The following is a 15,486-nucleotide window of genomic DNA, read 5'->3' on the forward strand; positions in this document are numbered from 1 at the left end:
AGAAAGGAATCACGAGGCTCGCGTCGGACGCAGTCCTGTCGTGTCCGTTTGCACGACCGTCATGTCGGCCGTGCCGTCGGCCAGCCTCGCCTGGACCGCATCGCCCGGCGCCAGCTGCTGCGTGCGGGTGATCGCCCGACCGTCCGGGCCGGTGAGCCAGGCATAGCCGCGCTCGAGAACCAGCGTCGGATCGAGCAGTTGCAGCCGCAGTGCCGCCCGCTCGAGCCGTTCCTTCCGCTCCATCAGCGCGCGGGCGAAATCGAGAGGCAGCTCGGCTTGCAATCCCTGCTGGACCTGGGCGAGTCGCTGCATCCTCGAAAGCATGACGTGGCGAAAACGCTGGGCATGCTGCGCCAGCCGTAGCTGCTGGCGCAGCACCAGCGTCGAAGGGCGGGCGAGACGCGTGGCAGCGTCGTCGACTCGCTGGCTCAGTGCATCCAGGCGCGCGGAAAGCGCAGTGCGCAAGCGCCCCTCGAGTAGCGCCAGCGCACCCAGCCACAGCTCGCGCGGCGCTGCCACGAGCTCGGCCGCGGCAGTCGGTGTCGGCGCGCGGAGGTCAGCGCAGAAGTCGGCGATGGTGAAGTCGGTTTCATGGCCAACGCCGCTGATGATGGGTACCGGGCTCTGCACGATCGTGCGCGCGAGCGTTTCGTCGTTGAACGCCCAGAGATCCTCGATCGAGCCGCCGCCTCGCACCAGCAGGATCACGTCGACCGGCGATCGCAGCATGTAGAGGGCTTGCAGGGAGCGTGTCAGTTCCGCTGGCGCACCGGCGCCTTGCACGGCAGCAGGGGCCAGCACCACGGGAATGTGCGGCACGCGGCGCCGCAAAGCGGTGACCACGTCGTGCAGCGCGGCAGCGCCCGGCGAAGTCACGAGACCGATCGCGCGCGGCATGGCCGGCAAAGCTCGCTTGCGCGCAGTATCGAACAGGCCCTCGGCCTCCAGACGTGTTTTGCGCTGCAAGAACTGTTCGAAGAGCGCACCCTGGCCGGCTCGGCGCATGCTCTCGACAACCAACTGCAGATCGCCCCGTGGTTCGTACACCGCGAGGCGACCGCGAACCTCGACCTGGTCACCGTCGCGCGGCTGAAACTCGAGCAGGCCCGCAGCACGCCTGAACATGGCACAGCGCAGCTGGCCGCTTTCGTCCTTCAGCGCAAAGTAGCAGTGACCGCTGGCGGCGCGCGAGAAGCCGCTGATCTCGCCGCGCACCCCGACCGGATTGAAGCGCGCCTCGAGGGTATCGGCCACTGCGCGGCACAGCGCGCCGACGTTCCAGACCCGCGGCCCGCCGGTCCGTGCTTCAAAATCGCTCATGGGCAGGCGCGTAACGGGCGGCCAGTCGTCCACAAGCAGCTGAACGGCTCACGGTGCCTCGGGTGCATGGGTATCGCAGGCACGAGTTCACGTACAAGCCTTTGATTTCATTGGAAAAAATGCTGCTCAAAATTCAGTCGATCCAGCGGGAGGCCCATGGGCCGGGGCTGGTGGCTCGTTGCCCCGCGGGTTAGCCACAAAGTTATCCACAGAACTTGTGGGCGATGGCTGACAGGCGAATACAAATTGGAACAACTGCCGCCGACGGTGGATAATCGCCGCGCATTTGCAGTCCACGGGCCGGAGGTTCCTTGTTTTCGATCATAGTTGCTGCGGGCTGGCCAATCTGGCCGCTGCTCGCCTGTTCGGTGGTGGGGCTCGCATTGGTCATCGAGCGATTCACCAGCCTGAAGGCCTCGAAGGTTCTTCCTCCCAAACTGCTGGACGAGGCCATCACGGTCTCGCGCAACACGATTCCGGGTCCGGACGTGGTGACCAAGCTGGAAAAGAACTCCGGACTCGGCGAGGTGCTGGCGGCCGGCTTCCGCCACATGAATGCCAACCCTCAATCGACGGAGGACGACCTGCGCGCTTCGATGGAGGCCGCGGGACGCATCGTCGCGCACCGGCTCGAGCGCTACCTGCCGGCGCTGGCGACCATCGCGTCGGCAGCGCCGCTGCTCGGGCTTCTCGGCACGGTGATCGGGATGATCGAGATCTTCGGCTCTCAGTCGCCGAGCACTGGCGCAGTCGGCTCCGGCAACCCGGCGCAAATGGCCCACGGCATTTCAATCGCCCTCTACAACACCGCCTTCGGGCTGATCGTCGCGATACCGGCCCTGATCTTCTGGCGGTACTTCCGCACCCGGGTCGACGAATACCTGCTCAATCTCGAGCTCGCCGGCGAACGCTTTGCCCGGCACCTGAACACGTTGCGGTCATGAACGCCGTCAGGCTTCCCCCATTGCGTGTAGCGTTGGCGGCCGGCGGCCGGTTCGCAGGAGGCCGGGCATGAGGCGAATGCACTTCAGCCACGGCTCGAAGGAGGAGCCCGAGATCAACCTGATCCCATTCATCGACGTGCTGCTGGTCGTGCTCATCTTCCTGATGCTGTCGACCACCTACAGCAAGTTCACGGAGATGCAGCTGCGCCTGCCGGTTGCGGACGTCGAGGCCCAGCGCGATTATCCGAAGGAAGTGATCGTCGGTGTCTCCGCCGACGGCCGCTATTCGATCAACAAGACCGTGCTCGCCGATCGCAGCGTGGAAGCGGTGGCCGAAGCCCTGGGCGCCGCGTCCACTGGCGGCAAGGACAGCGTCGTGGTCATCAGCGCCGATGCAAGCGCCGCACATCAATCGGTGATCACGGTGATGGAAGCCGCGCGCCGCGCCGGACTCATGCAGATCACCTTCGCCACCCAATCCGCCGCGCAGGCAGGACGCTAGTTTGGACCTGCAGCGAGCCTGGCTGCAGCGCGGCGTGCTCGCGAGACTGCTTTGGCCCATTTCCGTTGTCTACAGCGCGCTGACAGCCGTCCGGCGCGTGTTTTATCGCCTCGGCGTCCTCGGTACCGAGCGCGTCGGCGTACCAGTGATCGTCGTCGGCAACGTCGTCGCGGGCGGCTCCGGCAAGACGCCGGTCGTCATGGCCGTGGTGCGCCATCTCCAGGCTCGCGGGCTGAACGTGGGCGTGGTGTCGCGCGGCTACGGCCGGGCGACCGACGACTGCCGGGAAGTGCACGAGGACAGCGACCCGCGCGAGGTCGGCGACGAGCCGGCATTGATCCGCCGTTCGACCGGGGCGCCGGTCTTCGTGGCGCTGCGCCGTATCGAGGCCGCGCGTGCATTGCTCGCGCGGCATCCGGGCACGCAGTGCATCGTGAGCGACGATGGCCTGCAGCACCTGGCGCTGGCACGCGACGTCGAAATCTGCGTCTTCGACGACCGCAGCACGGGCAATGGCTGGCTGCTGCCGGCCGGCCCTTTGCGCGAGCGATGGCCACGGCACTGCGATCTGGTGCTCCACACCGGCGCGCGCCCTGCTTTCGCCGGCTTCACCGCGCAACGTTCGCTGGCCGATGCAGCCTTGCGGGTGGATGGCACGGCGGTCCCGCTCCAATCCCTCGCAGGTCGGCCGCTCGTGGCGGTTGCGGGCATCGCCAAGCCCGAGGCCTTTTTCCAGATGCTGCGCGAACGCGGGCTCGCGCCACAGCAGTGCATTGCGCTGTCCGACCACCACGATTTCACGCAGTGGCAGCCGCCGCCGGGCACAGGCTACGTGCTGTTGTGCACCGAGAAAGACGCGGTCAAGTTATGGCGCCGGGCGCCCGATGCGCTCGCGCTGCCGCTGGTGTTCCATCCCGAGCCGGGCTTCTTCCGCGCACTCGACGCAAAGCTATCATCGCTCGATGGACACCAAGCTGCTTGAACTGCTCGTCTGCCCCGTGACCAAGGGACCCCTCACCTGGCATCCCGAGGCGCAGGAGCTGCGCTCGCGCAGCGCCCGCCTCGCCTACCCCGTGCGTGACGGCATTCCCGTGCTGCTCGAGACCGAGGCCCGCACTTTGTCCGACGAGGAACTGGGGCTCTGAGCTTGCGCTACGCCGTCCTGATTCCGGCGCGGCTCGCCTCCACGCGACTGCCCGACAAGCCCCTGGCGGACATTGCCGGGCTGCCAATGGTGGTGCGCGTCGCGCAGCGTTCGCGGCAGTCCGGTGCCGAGCGGGTGGTGGTCGCTGCCGACGACGCCCGCATCGTCGCCGCATGCGAGGCGCACGGAGTGGAAGTCTTGCTGACCCGCACCGACCATGCCAGCGGCAGCGACCGTCTCGCCGAGGCCTGCGTGCAACTCGGCCTGGCGGACGACGAGATCGTGGTGAACGTCCAGGGCGACGAGCCGCTGATCGATCCTTCGCTGATCGACGCTGTTGCGCAAACCCTGGCGTCACATTCCGATGTGGCGATGAGCACGGCCGCGCATGCGATCGATTCCCTCGAGGACTTCCTCAATCCCAACGTCGTCAAAACGGTGCTCGACGCCCGGGGCAATGCGCTCTACTTCAGCCGGGCACCGATTCCCTGGTGGCGCGACGGCTTCGCGAAGCATGGGCCCACAACCTTGCCGGCTTCCCCGGCACCGTTGCGTCATATCGGCATCTATGCCTACCGCGCAAGCTTCGTGCGGCAGTTCCCGGCTTTGCCGCCGGCACCTGTGGAAGCGACCGAGGCACTGGAACAGTTGCGCGCGCAGTGGCACGGTTATCGCATTGCCGTGCATGTGAGCGGGCATGCGCCCGGTCCGGGGATCGACACGCCCGAAGACCTCGCGCGGGTCCGTGCCCTGTTCGCCGCCTGATACGCCCGCCATAGGCCGGGTTCGCTCGAGAGTGCGTGCTATCCTCGACGCAACTCCGCCCATGCAACGCCGTCGCCGGCATGCGAGGCGCGACAGAAGATCGAAGAACCTCCGAGGACACCATGAGACTGATTTTGTTGGGCGCCCCCGGGGCGGGCAAGGGCACACAGGCTGCCTTCATCTGCCAGAAGTACGGCATTCCTCAAATCTCCACCGGCGACATGTTGCGCGCGGCCGTCAAGGCCGGCACCCCACTCGGCCTCGAGGCCAAGGCGGTAATGGCCTCCGGCGCACTGGTGAGCGACGACCTGATCATCAACCTCGTGAAGGAACGCCTTGAGCTGCCGGACTGCGCCAACGGCTTTCTCTTCGACGGCTTCCCCCGGACCATCCCGCAGGCCGACGCCATGCGCGCGGCCAACGTCAAGCTCGACTACGTGCTCGAAATCGACGTGCCCTTCGCCGACATCGTCGAGCGCATGAGCGGACGCCGCTCGCACCCGGCGTCCGGACGCATCTACCACGTCAAGTTCAATCCGCCGAAGGTCGAAGGCAAGGACGACCTCACGGGCGAAGACCTGATTCAGCGTGACGACGACAAGGAAGAGACCGTGCGCCACCGACTCGAGGTCTACAGTCAGCAGACCCGGCCGTTGGTCGACTACTACGCAGCCTGGGCCAAGGCTGAGCCTGGCGTCGCGCCAAAATACCGCGCAATCAGTGGCGTCGGCAGCGTCGACGACATTACCCAGCGCGCGTTGGCCGCACTGGCGAGCTGATCGTCAGGCGGGGCTGGAACGCAGCCCGTAGGCCTTGCCGTCGACGAACAGGTATTCGACGCGCATCACGGGTTCTCCCTTTTCCTCCTTGAACGTGAAGCCCACCGCCGAGACTGCGGTGCCGGGCTTGATCTGCGCGACTTTCCAGGCTTCCATCCGCGTCAGCGGAGCGAGTTCAAGCTCCCACTGGCGCTCAGTGCGGCGAGGCACGGCCGCGCGCGCGAGCAAGCCCGGTCCGTCAATGGGCGCGCTCTGCCCCGGCAGGGCGCGCTTCGCCAGATCGGCTGGCACCTTGAGCCCCGCCGGGACGTCGAGCAACAACTCCGCATGCGGGTTCTGCCAGCGCACCCGGGCCACCGTCCCTTCGAGGTAGATCGGACGGTCCTGGTCGAAGCTGCTCCAGCCGTGGTGCGCCCAGGCGAGCGGACTGGCCAACGGCAGGGATGCGGCGGCGACGACTATGTGGCGACGTTTCATCGGGAAGGCTCCTCTTCAGTAGGCAATCCAACGGCCGCAAAAGACGACGGCCAGCCAGATCGCAGTAGATAACAACATCTGTACCCGCGCCATTGCATCGAGTTTGCGCAGGGAGCCGCGCAGATGGAACCACCCTGCATTGAAGCCGGCAGCCACCAGCAGGCCCATCTTGATCAGGAAGGACTGATTGGTCAGCAGTTCCGCTGACTGGGTGGCGAACATCAGCGAACCGCTGGCCGCCGCGAGTGCGAAGCCGCCGGCCGCGATCGAGAGCGACAGCCTGGCCATGGCCGCGACCGGCAGGCCGGCAGCGTGCCCGAACACCCGCAGCTCGAGCGCCACCAGATTACCGAGCAGAAGCGCGATGCCGACGATGTGCACCGCCTCCAATGCCGGATAGGCCCAGGCGTGCGAGCGCAAGGCCTCGAACATGCGCTCAGGCGCCGCCGGTCGGGGTGGCCATCAGTTGCAGCACCAGCTCGATGCGCGCCTTCACAGGCGTCAGCGCGCCGGCGTCCCGCAGCAACGCATTCGGCGTGGAAAGAATGCGGCCCTGGGGGCAGCGCGTCGCGCGCAAGACCGCAATGCCCGCCGCTTGCGCCCGAAGCGCAGCCGCTTCCAAAGCTTCATGGAGCGTTCCGTTGCCAGTGGCTGCGAGCACCAGGCCCTGCACCGGCTCCGCAACGCCAGCTTGCCGCTCCCGGACCAGGGCGTCGACGATGCTGCCGCGCGCCTCCGCGTGGCTCATCAGGATTTCCACGCGAGGCCAGTGGGTAGCCTGCTGCATCAGCTCGAAGGACAAACGCGCCGGCTCTGACGGCGCGGCAGGCCAGTTCCTGAGCTCGCGCAAGGCACCCTCCTCCACATAGGCCACTGGGCCCGCATCGCCGGAACCGAACGCGTCGACACGATAAGTGTGAACCTTCTGCACATCGAAAGCGCTGTGCACGGCGCCCGCGCACACCGCTACCACCCCCCGCGCACGAGGGCTTGCAGCGACCACGATGGCGTCGCGCAAGTTCTGCGGACCGTCGGGCGTCAGCGCAGTCGCCGGCCGCATGGCACTGGTCAGCACAACCGGCTTGGACGGAGCCAGCACGGACTGAAGGAAGAACGCCGTTTCCTCCAATGTATCGGTGCCGTGGGCGATGACCACGCCCGCTACATCGGCCTGCGCAAGCCAATGCGCACAGCGCTCGGCCAGGCGGCGCCAGATCCCGAAGCTCATGTCCTTGCTGTCGACCTGCGCCACCTGCTCCGTCCACAGCGCGACGCCCGCGGGTGCCGCAATGCCTTCCAGCAGTTCGGTTACACCCACTTGGCCGGCGGTATAGCCGACGTTATCGGCCGCTGTTGCCGAGCGGCCCGCAATGGTGCCGCCCGTGCCGAGAACGACCACACGACGATTGCCTTCGCTGATGTTTTCGGCCATGACTTGCCAAAGCTCCGGAAACTGGTTAAAAATACAGGTACTGGATATTCAGCCAGTGCCGCAAGGAGTCGTCAATGCAGTTCGCCGTGAAGCTTACCGCTCGCCAGCAACAGATTCTGGACCTCATCCAGAGCGCCATCGCACGCACTGGCGCGCCGCCCACCCGTGCCGAGATCGCGGCCGAGCTGGGCTTCAAGTCCGCCAACGCCGCCGAAGAACATCTCCAGGCCTTGGCGCGCAAGGGCGTCATCGAACTTGTGAGCGGCACCTCGCGCGGCATTCGGCTCAAGGGCGACGCACTGCGCTCGCTGAACGAATCGCGCAACACCCAGTTCTCGCTCTCGCTGCCTGGCATGGCCCAGCTCGCGCTGCCGTTGATCGGGCGCGTCGCTGCGGGCTCGCCTATCCTGGCGCAGGAGCACGTAGACCAGACCTACTATGTGGAGAACACGCTGTTCCAGCGGCAGCCCGACTACCTACTCAAGGTGCGCGGCATGTCCATGCGCGACGCCGGCATCATGGACGGCGACCTGCTCGCCGTGCAGGCCACCAAGGAGGCCCGCAACGGCCAGATCGTCGTAGCCCGCCTGGGCGACGAAGTCACGGTCAAGCGCCTCAAGCGCAACAAGCAGATCATCGAACTGCACGCCGAGAACCCCGATTACCCCACCATCATCGTGCAGCCGGGCGAGCCCTTCGAGATCGAAGGCCTCGCAGTCGGCCTGATCCGCAACACGATGCTGATGTAGCCGCACAAGGCGGCATGAGCGTCCCTTGCTCATGCGGCCCTAACGGCTGCGACAGGTGGCGGGCGTATGGCCAAGGGCCATCACCCTGTTGCGGCCGACGAAAGCAATCCTGCCTATGTTCAATCTCTGACCTTCATGGAGTTCACATGGGAATCGCTCTGCTCAGCTTCGTCGACCTGTTCATGCCCCTTCAATCGCTGGCAAGCCGTTGGATACCGTCGCGCCGGCGAAGCGCCTCGGGCCTCCGCTATGTCGGCATCCGCCCCAGTTGTGCAGCGCGTCCAGCCGCACCAGCGTCACGCCTGCCGACATCCGCCCGACCGCTGCGGGTGGTCCGCACCATCGATGCGCAACACAACAAGCCGAGCACCGGCCGAGTCGTGATTTCTGGTCGCATGGCGGATGTCTGCGCCGAGCTCGACCGGCTGGCCGCCCTGGAAGCGGCAGGCACCGCACCTTCGCCCAGCCATCTGCATTGACGGCCACACCCTGCGTCCGGGCGCACCGTGCACCCGAACGCAGGGCATGCCCCAGCAGCGCCCTGCGCTTCTGGCGCACGGCGCGCAAGCCCGTGGGTGGTGCGAGGCACAATGGCACGCCATGAACATCGTGATCCTCGACGACTATCAGGACGCAGTGCGCAAACTGCGCTGTGCCTCCAAGCTCGACGCGTATGCCGCCAAGGTCTACACCAACACGGTCAAGGGCATCGGACAGCTCTCTGTGAGGCTCAAGGATGCCGACGTGATCGTGCTGATCCGCGAACGCACTCAGATCTCGCGCCAGCTGATCGAAAAGCTTCCGAAGCTCAAGCTGATCTCGCAAACGGGGCGGGCCGGCCACCATATCGACGTCAATGCCTGCACCGAGCACGGCGTCGCCGTCGCCGAGGGCACGGGCTCTCCGCTGGCGCCGGCCGAGCTCACGTGGGCGCTGATCATGGCGGCCATGCGCCGCCTGCCGCAGTACATCAGCAACCTCAAGCATGGCGCCTGGCAGCAATCGGGGCTCAAGTCCGCGTCCATGCCGCCCAACTTCGGGCTGGGCTCGGTGCTCAAGGGCAAGACGTTGTGCATCTGGGGCTATGGCCGCATCGGCCAGTTGGTGGCGCGCTATGGTCAGGCCTTCGGCATGCAGGTGGTGATCTGGGGCCGTGAAGAGAGCTGCGCACGCGCCCGCTCCGACGGCTTCCAGGTGGCGCCGAACCGTGAAGCCTTCTTCGCCGCGGCGGACGTGCTGTCGATCCACCTGCGGCTGACCGAGGAGACCCGCGGCCTGGTCACGCTCGAGGACCTCTCGCGCATGAAACCTACCGCCCTGTTCGTCAACACCTCGCGCGCGGAGCTGATGGAACAGGATGCGTTGCTCGCGGCCCTCAACCGCGGGCGGCCCGGGCTGGCAGCAATCGACGTCTTCGAGAGCGAGCCGCCGCTGCAAGGCCACGCACTGCTGCGACTGGAGAACTGCATCTGCACGCCGCACATCGGCTACGTCGAGCAAGACAGCTACGAGATGTATTTCGGCCAGGCTTTCGACAACGTCGTCAGCTTCATCAAGGGCAACCCGACCAACATCGTCAATCCGGGCGCGCTTCAGGTGCGACGTTGAAGCGGGCGGCCCTGCCGGCGTCGCTTTGGGCCCTGCTGGCGGGCAACTTCGTGATCGGCACCGGGATCATGGTGGTGCCGGGCACGCTCAACGAGCTCAGCAATTCCTTGCAGGTCAGCGCGGCCACGGCGGGCCAGTTGATCACCGCAGGCGCAGTGGTCGTCTGCTTCGGCGCGCCCTTGCTGGCCGCACTGGTCGCGGGCTGGGACCGGCGGCTGCTGCTGGCCTGCACCATGCTGTGGTACGCAGCAGGCCACTTCCTCGCGACCCTGATGCCGACTTTTGGCGCACTGCTGGCCGTGCGCATGCTGACGGTCATCTCGCCCGCGATTTTCACGGCCCAGGCCGCGGCTTGCGTCGGTCTGCTGGTGCCACCGGATCAGCGCGGCCGCGCCGTGACCTTCGTCTTTCTAGGCTGGTCCATGGCCTCGGTCCTCGGCCTGCCGATGGGCGCCTTGATCGGCGGCCATTTCGGCTGGCGCACCGCCTTTGCTGCACTTGGCGTGCTGTCGCTGCTGAGCGCGGCCTGGATCTGGCACCAGCTGCCGCGCGGCATTCGCCCGCCAGCCTTGACGCGCGCCGCCTGGGGGCAGGTGCTCAAGAGCCCGCTGCTGATGGGGGTGGTAGCGGTCACCGCATTGCAGGGCTCGGGCCAGTTCGTGCTGATGAGCTACTTCGCGCCCGTGCTGCGCGAAACCGTCGGCGCCGACGCCACCGCGCTCGGCCTCGTGTGGGGCTGGTTCGGCATCTGCGGCCTGGTGGGCAACATGCTCGTGAGCCGGGTGATCGATCGTGTGGGTGCTCCGCGCATGGTGCTCGTCACCACCGCGCTGATCGCGCTGAGCCTGCTCCTGTGGCCGCTGGGTGTGACGCTTGCCGGGCTGGCACTCATCCTGGTTCCCTGGGGCCTGGGCTGCTTCGCCGCGAACTCGGCGCAGCAGGCGCGGCTGGTTTCGATGGCGCCCGGGCTCGCACCCGGGTCGGTTGCCCTCAACAGCTCCGGAATCTACGTGGGCCAAGCCGTCGGTGCAGCGGCCGGCGGGTGGCTGCTGGCGAACAACGCCATTGCGTGGATGAGCTGGGCCGGCTTCGCGATGCTGGTGTGCGCACTGTTGCTGAGCCTGGCCGTCGACCGCGCCCAGACCCGCGCGGCGGCCTTCAGCGCTTGACCGGCTTCGGCGCGATCTCGGCTTCGGTATCCGGATCGAAGAGTTCGAAATCGATCACATGCGGGTCGGTCGATGGAGCTGGCGATGGCGGCGCCTGCAACGGGGCCCGCATGGTCTCGAAGGCTGTCTTGTCGAACTCGGCCAGATCCAGGCTGGCATCGGGGTGCACGATGTGCCGCGACTCGCGATCCGGCACATCGGTGGCGGGGACCGGGGCCTCGGGGGCCAGCACGGTCTCGTGCCCCAGCGTGTCGTCGATCGCGCCGTAGATCGAGTCCGGCAGGGTCGGCCCGTCCTCGACGGGGTCCGGCTGGCTCCTGGCTTCAAGCGGCGCGGGGGTCGTGGCGAGCTGCTCGTGGCCGAAGGTGTCGACGAATGCAGGCTGCGTCACCGGGGCGGGCGACGCATTGCCCGGCTCGATGACCTCCTTGGCGACCGAGTAGAGCAGCAGCAATTCCTGGTAGGCCGCAAGGTCGAAGGCCTCATCCTCGGTCGCGCCGGGCTTGCGGAAGATCAACTCCTCGATCAGCGCCAAGGTGCCTGGCGCTGGCCATTGCGACTCGATGCGCGCCAGCGCACTGCGGTAGTGCTCGAGACCTTTACCCGTCTCGTTGAAATATTCGAATGCCGGAACATCGGCATTGAAGGCGCGCTCGAACTCTTCCGCCAGCCGCGCGTAGTCGTCCTTGCGCTCCAGCGAATGGTAGATGCGCAGCAGGTCCAGGTATGCCAGGGCGCTGGTGCCGGGATTGGTGGCGATGTGCTCGCGGAGTACCGCGATGGCCTGGTCGTGCTGGCCCAGCGAGAGGAAGAAGTCGGACTGCTGCTGGACATCGAACAGCTCTTCGGTGTTGACCGGCCTCGACGGGATGCTGTCCACCGCGCGCGGAGGGGGCTGCGAATCGCCGAAGCCGCTGTTGTTCTCGGGGTCCAGGTCCGCAAAGGTGGCTGCACCGAAGCTGGTGGCGTTTGCACTGCGCAGCCTGCCGGAGCGCCCTCCGTCTTCGTCATCGAGCAGTTCGCCCAAGGCGCTGGGTTGCGTGGGGCCCGCATCGCGCTTGGACGCGGGCTCGCGCCACCAGGCCGGCTCGGCGCGGCGCGCGACGTGGCGCCACAGCAGCAGGATGGCGATCAGCGCGAGCAGCAGCAGGCCGATGAGGGCGTAGACGAACGGATTGCGATAGCGGTCCTCCCGCGCCTGCGCGAGTTCGGTGCGCAATTCGAGCAGCGAGCGCTGGTTTTGAGCCGTCTGTTCGCGCAGGGCGGTCAGCGTGGCCTCCAGCACCTGCATGCGCTGGGCCTCGCGCTGCGCCGCCTCGGGCTCGGCATTGAGTGCGCGCCATTCCGCAGCGGCGACGCTGCGGCGCGCGGGGTCCTCGGCCATGGGCAGCGTCAGCTGTGGCGTGGTCTTGAGGCCTGGCGCCGCGGTGGGGACTGGCTCCACAGCCTCGAGCTGCAGGCGCGGTCCGCCTGGCGCGGCCGTCTGTGCGGGAGCCGGGCCGCCTGGCGTGGTCTCTGCGCGCGGCGTGGCGGCGCGAGAAGTCGCTGACGTCCGGGGCTGCACTGCTGCAGGTTTGCGTGGCGGCGGCGCGGCCCTTCGGCGCGGCGGCTGCGCCTCGCGGTCCTGGGTGCCTGCGGCCGGCGCGGCAGCAACGCCGTTGCGTTGCAAGGGAGCCGCACCCTCGGAACCTGAAGAGGAACCCGTCCCCGCGCCGCGCGAAGATGCGCGCTGCGGTGCACGTAGGGTGGCAGGTGTTTCGGCCTCGGCCTGCGGGCCTGGCATGGCGACATTGGGCAGGGACGCTTGCGTGGGCACATCGGCCAGCAGCACATAGCTGCGCGTGGAGCGCGTTTCACAGCCCGCCCGCACGTTCACATTGAGCACCGGCTCGTCGATCGCGACAGTCGAACGGATGCGCATGCGCGAATTGGCGGCACTGCGTCCGGGCTCGAGCGATATCGTCACGCTCGAATCCGGGATGCGCAGATCGCCCTGCACCACCTCGGCTTCCAGGCACAGCCCGCCGCCGGTTTCGGCATCGTCCAGTGAAAGCGGAACCACGATATCCAGGGGCTTGCCGATCCAGACGGCCCCTTGGGGTCGCCCGATCGTCAAGCCAGACGATTCAAGTGCGAACCCGAGTAGAAACAGGGCCGCAGCCAAACGTGGTGGTTGCAAAATGAGTAGAGCTGAAAAGGTAATCGAAAGTAGACACATTCTGGCATGCGCACCCGCACGGCCAGATTTAGCGAGAGACAATTATCAAATGACTGTGCAGTTTTCCAACGTAGGGATCATCGGAGCTGGCGCGATGGGGCGAGGCATTGCCCAGATCGCCGCGCAAGCCGGCAGCCAGGTGCTGCTGCTCGACAGCTTCGAGGGCGCCGCGGTCCGCGGCCGCGACGCCCTCATCGCCCAGTGGCAGAAGTTGCATGAGAAGGGCAAGCTGGACGAGACGCAGCGCGATGCACTGTCGGCGCGCGTGCGCGCAGTCGATTCGATGCAGGCGCTCGCCGGCTGCGACCTGGTGGTCGAGGCGGTGGTCGAGGACCTCGAGGTCAAGCGCCAGCTGTTTCGCGAACTCGAAGCGGTGGTGGCACCTTCTGCCGCCCTGGCAACCAACACCTCTTCGCTCTCGGTCACCGCGATTGCCGCGGCGATGGCACAGCCGCAGCGCATGGCGGGCTTCCACTTCTTCAATCCGGTGCCGCTGATGAAGGTGGTCGAGGTCGTGGCCGGCTTCAAGACCGACGCCGAGCTTTGCCGGCAACTCGCCACCTATGCCTCGCAGATGGGTCACACCGCCGTGCAGGCCAAGGACACGCCGGGCTTCGTCGTCAACCACGCCGGACGCGGCTACGGCACCGAGGCGCTGCGCATTGCCGGCGAGGGCGTGGCGGACTTCGCGACCATCGACCGCATTCTCAAGGACCAGGCGGGCTTCCGCCTTGGCCCCTTCGAACTGCTGGATCTCACGGCGCTCGACGTCTCCCACCCGGTGATGGAATCGATCTACCGCCAGTACTACGAGGAGCCGCGCTTCCGGCCGAGCGTGATCACCGCACAGCGGCTCGCGGCCGGTGTGCTCGGGCGCAAGACGGGAGAAGGCTTCTACCGCTATGTCGACGGGGTTGCGCAGCAAGTGCCCGAGCCGCCCTCCCCGGCGCTCGAGGGCTACCCGGCCCTCTGGGTCTCCCCGCGCGCGGCACGGCGGCCGGACCTGCTGAAGCTGGTGCACACGCTGGGCGCCCAACTGGAAAGCGGGGCCACGCCCTCCTCCGCCGCGCTGATCCTCGTCGCGCCGCTGGGCTTCGACGTCACCACCGTGGCCGCGGTCGAGCGGCTCGATGCCACACGCACGGTCGGCATCGACCTGATGGTGGACGACGCCGCCACGAAGCGCCGCGTGCTCGCCACCAATCCCGCGACGCGGCACGACATGCGCGAAATCGCCCATGCCTTGTTCGCGCGCGACGGCAAGGCCGTGAGCGTGATCCGCGACAGCGGCGGCTTCGTCACCCAGCGCGTGATCGGCACCATCGTGAACATCGCTGCCGACATGTGCCAGCAGCAGGTCTGCTCGCCTGCCGATCTCGACGTGGCCGTGAAGCTGGGCCTCGGCTATCCGCAGGGCCCGCTGGCAATGGGTGACCTGTACGGCCCCACGAACCTGCTGGAAGTACTGTTCAATCTTCAGACCGTGTACGGCGATCCGCGCTACCGCCCCAGCCCATGGCTGCGCCGCCGCGGCGCGCTGGGCCTGAGCCTCACCCATCCCGAAGCGTAGGAGACAAGCATCGAATGAGCGCAGAACTGAAAAGCACGAGCGAAGGCGGCACCATGGTGCTCACGCTCTCCAATCCCTCGCAGCGCAACGCGCTCGGCCCCGAGATGTACGCCGCGGGCATCGAGGCGCTCAACGGCGCCGAGAACAGCGACGAGGTGCGCAGCGTGGTGCTGGTGGGCGAAGGCGCATGGTTCTGCGCCGGGGGCTCGCTGCAGCGCCTGTCGGCCAACCGCGAGCGCGAGCCCGCCGTGCAGGCCGAGAGCATCGAGGCGCTGCACAACTGGATCGACTCGATCCGCACCTTCCCCAAACCGGTGATCGCGGCTGTCGAGGGCGCGGCCGCAGGCGCCGGCTTCTCGCTCGCCATCGCGTGCGACTTTATCGTCGCGGCGCGCGATGCGGTGTTCGCGGCCTCCTACAGCAGCGTGGCGCTGTCGCCGGACGGCGGCCTGAGCTGGCACCTGGCGCAATCCCTGCCGCGCCAGATCGCGAGCGAATGGCTGATGCTGGGCGGGCGCATCGATGCGGCGCGCCTGCACGCGCTCGGCCTGGTCAACGAGGTGACCGAGAGCGGCCAAGCCCTGGCGGCGGCGCTCGCCCTCGCCGATCGTCTCAATGCACGTGCACCCAACTCGCTCGCCAGCATCAAGGAGCTCCTGGGCGAGGCGCGAGGCGCCACGCTGGCCGCGCAGCTGTCGCAGGAGCGCGACCACTTCGTCCGAAACCTCCACCATCCCAACGCCGGGATCGGCATCGCCGCTTTTCTCGCCAAAGAGACGCCACGCTACGAGTGATGGCGCGTCCCTCGG

The 15,486-nt window shown here is 67.3% G+C and carries 17 protein-coding genes; 12 read left to right on the top strand and 5 right to left on the bottom strand.

Annotated features, from left to right (window positions below; genetic code table 11):
• Window positions 1–9: 9 nt before the first annotated feature.
• Window positions 10–1,320 carry an exodeoxyribonuclease VII large subunit gene (xseA, locus tag G3W89_RS16650; protein ID WP_162575227.1) on the bottom strand — a complete coding sequence of 437 codons (1,311 nt, stop codon included), beginning with the start codon at window positions 1,318–1,320 and terminating at the stop codon, window positions 10–12.
• A 311-nt stretch (window positions 1,321–1,631) separates the two neighbouring features.
• Here xseA and G3W89_RS16655 point away from each other — a divergent pair, with 311 nt between their 5' ends.
• The 6 genes from G3W89_RS16655 to adk all read left to right on the top strand — a co-directional run bounded on the left by G3W89_RS16655 (window position 1,632) and on the right by adk (window position 5,454).
• On the top strand, window positions 1,632–2,264 hold the full coding sequence (locus tag G3W89_RS16655; RefSeq protein ID WP_162575228.1) for a MotA/TolQ/ExbB proton channel family protein: 633 nt from the start codon (window positions 1,632–1,634) through the stop codon (window positions 2,262–2,264).
• A gap of 76 nt (window positions 2,265–2,340) precedes the next feature.
• Window positions 2,341–2,766, top strand: coding sequence for an ExbD/TolR family protein (locus tag G3W89_RS16660; RefSeq protein ID WP_162577511.1), 426 nt, complete (start codon window positions 2,341–2,343; stop codon window positions 2,764–2,766).
• A 1-nt stretch (window position 2,767) separates the two neighbouring features.
• Complete coding sequence (lpxK, locus tag G3W89_RS16665) at window positions 2,768–3,748, top strand: tetraacyldisaccharide 4'-kinase (RefSeq protein WP_162575229.1); 981 nt, start codon at window positions 2,768–2,770, stop codon at window positions 3,746–3,748.
• Entirely contained in the window at window positions 3,729–3,911 is a 183-nt protein-coding gene (locus tag G3W89_RS16670; protein ID WP_068679561.1) for a Trm112 family protein, read from the top strand. The genes lpxK and G3W89_RS16670 overlap by 20 nt, the downstream gene beginning before the upstream one ends.
• Before the next feature lie 2 nt (window positions 3,912–3,913).
• Window positions 3,914–4,675 carry a 3-deoxy-manno-octulosonate cytidylyltransferase gene (gene kdsB / locus G3W89_RS16675; protein WP_162575230.1) on the top strand — a complete coding sequence of 254 codons (762 nt, stop codon included), beginning with the start codon at window positions 3,914–3,916 and terminating at the stop codon, window positions 4,673–4,675.
• Window positions 4,676–4,797: 122 nt separating this feature from the next.
• Window positions 4,798–5,454 (top strand): adenylate kinase, encoded by a 657-nt coding sequence (gene adk, locus G3W89_RS16680; RefSeq protein ID WP_162575231.1) that lies wholly within the window; start codon window positions 4,798–4,800, stop codon window positions 5,452–5,454.
• 3 nt (window positions 5,455–5,457) lie between these two features.
• On the opposite strand, the gene G3W89_RS16685 is transcribed toward adk, so the two are convergent.
• From G3W89_RS16685 to G3W89_RS16695, 3 genes are read right to left on the bottom strand one after another with little or no spacing between them, the layout of a single operon-like run.
• Complete coding sequence (locus G3W89_RS16685; protein ID WP_162575232.1) at window positions 5,458–5,931, bottom strand: DUF6152 family protein; 474 nt, start codon at window positions 5,929–5,931, stop codon at window positions 5,458–5,460.
• Window positions 5,932–5,946: 15 nt separating this feature from the next.
• On the bottom strand, window positions 5,947–6,363 hold the full coding sequence (locus G3W89_RS16690; RefSeq protein ID WP_162575233.1) for a hypothetical protein: 417 nt from the start codon (window positions 6,361–6,363) through the stop codon (window positions 5,947–5,949).
• Between the two features lie 4 nt (window positions 6,364–6,367).
• Window positions 6,368–7,363, bottom strand: a complete 996-nt coding sequence (locus tag G3W89_RS16695; protein ID WP_162575234.1) for an asparaginase — start codon at window positions 7,361–7,363, stop codon at window positions 6,368–6,370.
• Between the two features lie 74 nt (window positions 7,364–7,437).
• On the opposite strand from G3W89_RS16695, the gene lexA reads away from it, so the two are divergent.
• The 4 genes from lexA to G3W89_RS16715 all read left to right on the top strand — a co-directional run bounded on the left by lexA (window position 7,438) and on the right by G3W89_RS16715 (window position 10,889).
• Window positions 7,438–8,112, top strand: coding sequence for a transcriptional repressor LexA (gene lexA / locus G3W89_RS16700; RefSeq protein WP_162575235.1), 675 nt, complete (start codon window positions 7,438–7,440; stop codon window positions 8,110–8,112).
• A gap of 146 nt (window positions 8,113–8,258) precedes the next feature.
• Complete coding sequence (locus G3W89_RS16705) at window positions 8,259–8,591, top strand: hypothetical protein (RefSeq protein ID WP_162575236.1); 333 nt, start codon at window positions 8,259–8,261, stop codon at window positions 8,589–8,591.
• A 121-nt stretch (window positions 8,592–8,712) separates the two neighbouring features.
• Window positions 8,713–9,720: a D-2-hydroxyacid dehydrogenase family protein gene (locus tag G3W89_RS16710; protein ID WP_162575237.1), complete on the top strand. Its 1,008-nt coding sequence runs from the start codon at window positions 8,713–8,715 to the stop codon at window positions 9,718–9,720.
• Window positions 9,717–10,889, top strand: a complete 1,173-nt coding sequence (locus G3W89_RS16715; RefSeq protein WP_162575238.1) for an MFS transporter — start codon at window positions 9,717–9,719, stop codon at window positions 10,887–10,889. The genes G3W89_RS16710 and G3W89_RS16715 overlap by 4 nt, the downstream gene beginning before the upstream one ends.
• Here the strand turns inward: G3W89_RS16715 and G3W89_RS16720 are convergent.
• The gene (locus G3W89_RS16720) at window positions 10,879–13,005 is read right to left on the bottom strand and encodes a hypothetical protein (protein WP_162575239.1); all 2,127 of its coding nucleotides are present in this window, start codon (window positions 13,003–13,005) and stop codon (window positions 10,879–10,881) included. The two genes, G3W89_RS16715 and G3W89_RS16720, sit on opposite strands and share 11 nt — an antisense overlap.
• 151 nt (window positions 13,006–13,156) lie before the next feature.
• Here G3W89_RS16720 and G3W89_RS16725 point away from each other — a divergent pair, with 151 nt between their 5' ends.
• Together G3W89_RS16725 and G3W89_RS16730 are read left to right on the top strand one after the other, a co-directional pair.
• A complete protein-coding gene (locus G3W89_RS16725) occupies window positions 13,157–14,677 on the top strand; it encodes a 3-hydroxyacyl-CoA dehydrogenase (RefSeq protein WP_162575240.1) in 1,521 nt (506 codons plus the stop codon).
• Between the two features lie 14 nt (window positions 14,678–14,691).
• Window positions 14,692–15,471: an oxepin-CoA hydrolase, alternative type gene (locus G3W89_RS16730; RefSeq protein ID WP_162575241.1), complete on the top strand. Its 780-nt coding sequence runs from the start codon at window positions 14,692–14,694 to the stop codon at window positions 15,469–15,471.
• Window positions 15,472–15,486 lie beyond the last annotated feature (15 nt).

The organism is Variovorax sp. PBL-H6 (assembly GCF_901827155.1).
GTDB lineage: Bacteria > Pseudomonadota > Gammaproteobacteria > Burkholderiales > Burkholderiaceae_C > Variovorax.

What these genes read in the sequence shown, in the direction of transcription:
- adk (WP_162575231.1), top strand. Translation starts at nt 4,798, where the DNA reads ATGAGACTGATTTTGTTGGGCGCCCCCGGGGCGGGCAAGGGCACACAG.
- G3W89_RS16730 (WP_162575241.1), top strand. Translation starts at nt 14,692, where the DNA reads ATGAGCGCAGAACTGAAAAGCACGAGCGAAGGCGGCACCATGGTGCTC.
- G3W89_RS16685 (WP_162575232.1), bottom strand. Translation starts at nt 5,931, where the DNA reads ATGAAACGTCGCCACATAGTCGTCGCCGCCGCATCCCTGCCGTTGGCC.
- G3W89_RS16690 (WP_162575233.1), bottom strand. Translation starts at nt 6,363, where the DNA reads ATGTTCGAGGCCTTGCGCTCGCACGCCTGGGCCTATCCGGCATTGGAG.
- G3W89_RS16660 (WP_162577511.1), top strand. Translation starts at nt 2,341, where the DNA reads ATGCACTTCAGCCACGGCTCGAAGGAGGAGCCCGAGATCAACCTGATC.
- G3W89_RS16695 (WP_162575234.1), bottom strand. Translation starts at nt 7,363, where the DNA reads ATGGCCGAAAACATCAGCGAAGGCAATCGTCGTGTGGTCGTTCTCGGC.
- G3W89_RS16710 (WP_162575237.1), top strand. Translation starts at nt 8,713, where the DNA reads ATGAACATCGTGATCCTCGACGACTATCAGGACGCAGTGCGCAAACTG.
- G3W89_RS16670 (WP_068679561.1), top strand. Translation starts at nt 3,729, where the DNA reads ATGGACACCAAGCTGCTTGAACTGCTCGTCTGCCCCGTGACCAAGGGA.
- xseA (WP_162575227.1), bottom strand. Translation starts at nt 1,320, where the DNA reads ATGAGCGATTTTGAAGCACGGACCGGCGGGCCGCGGGTCTGGAACGTC.
- G3W89_RS16705 (WP_162575236.1), top strand. Translation starts at nt 8,259, where the DNA reads ATGGGAATCGCTCTGCTCAGCTTCGTCGACCTGTTCATGCCCCTTCAA.
- G3W89_RS16725 (WP_162575240.1), top strand. Translation starts at nt 13,157, where the DNA reads ATGACTGTGCAGTTTTCCAACGTAGGGATCATCGGAGCTGGCGCGATG.
- lexA (WP_162575235.1), top strand. Translation starts at nt 7,438, where the DNA reads ATGCAGTTCGCCGTGAAGCTTACCGCTCGCCAGCAACAGATTCTGGAC.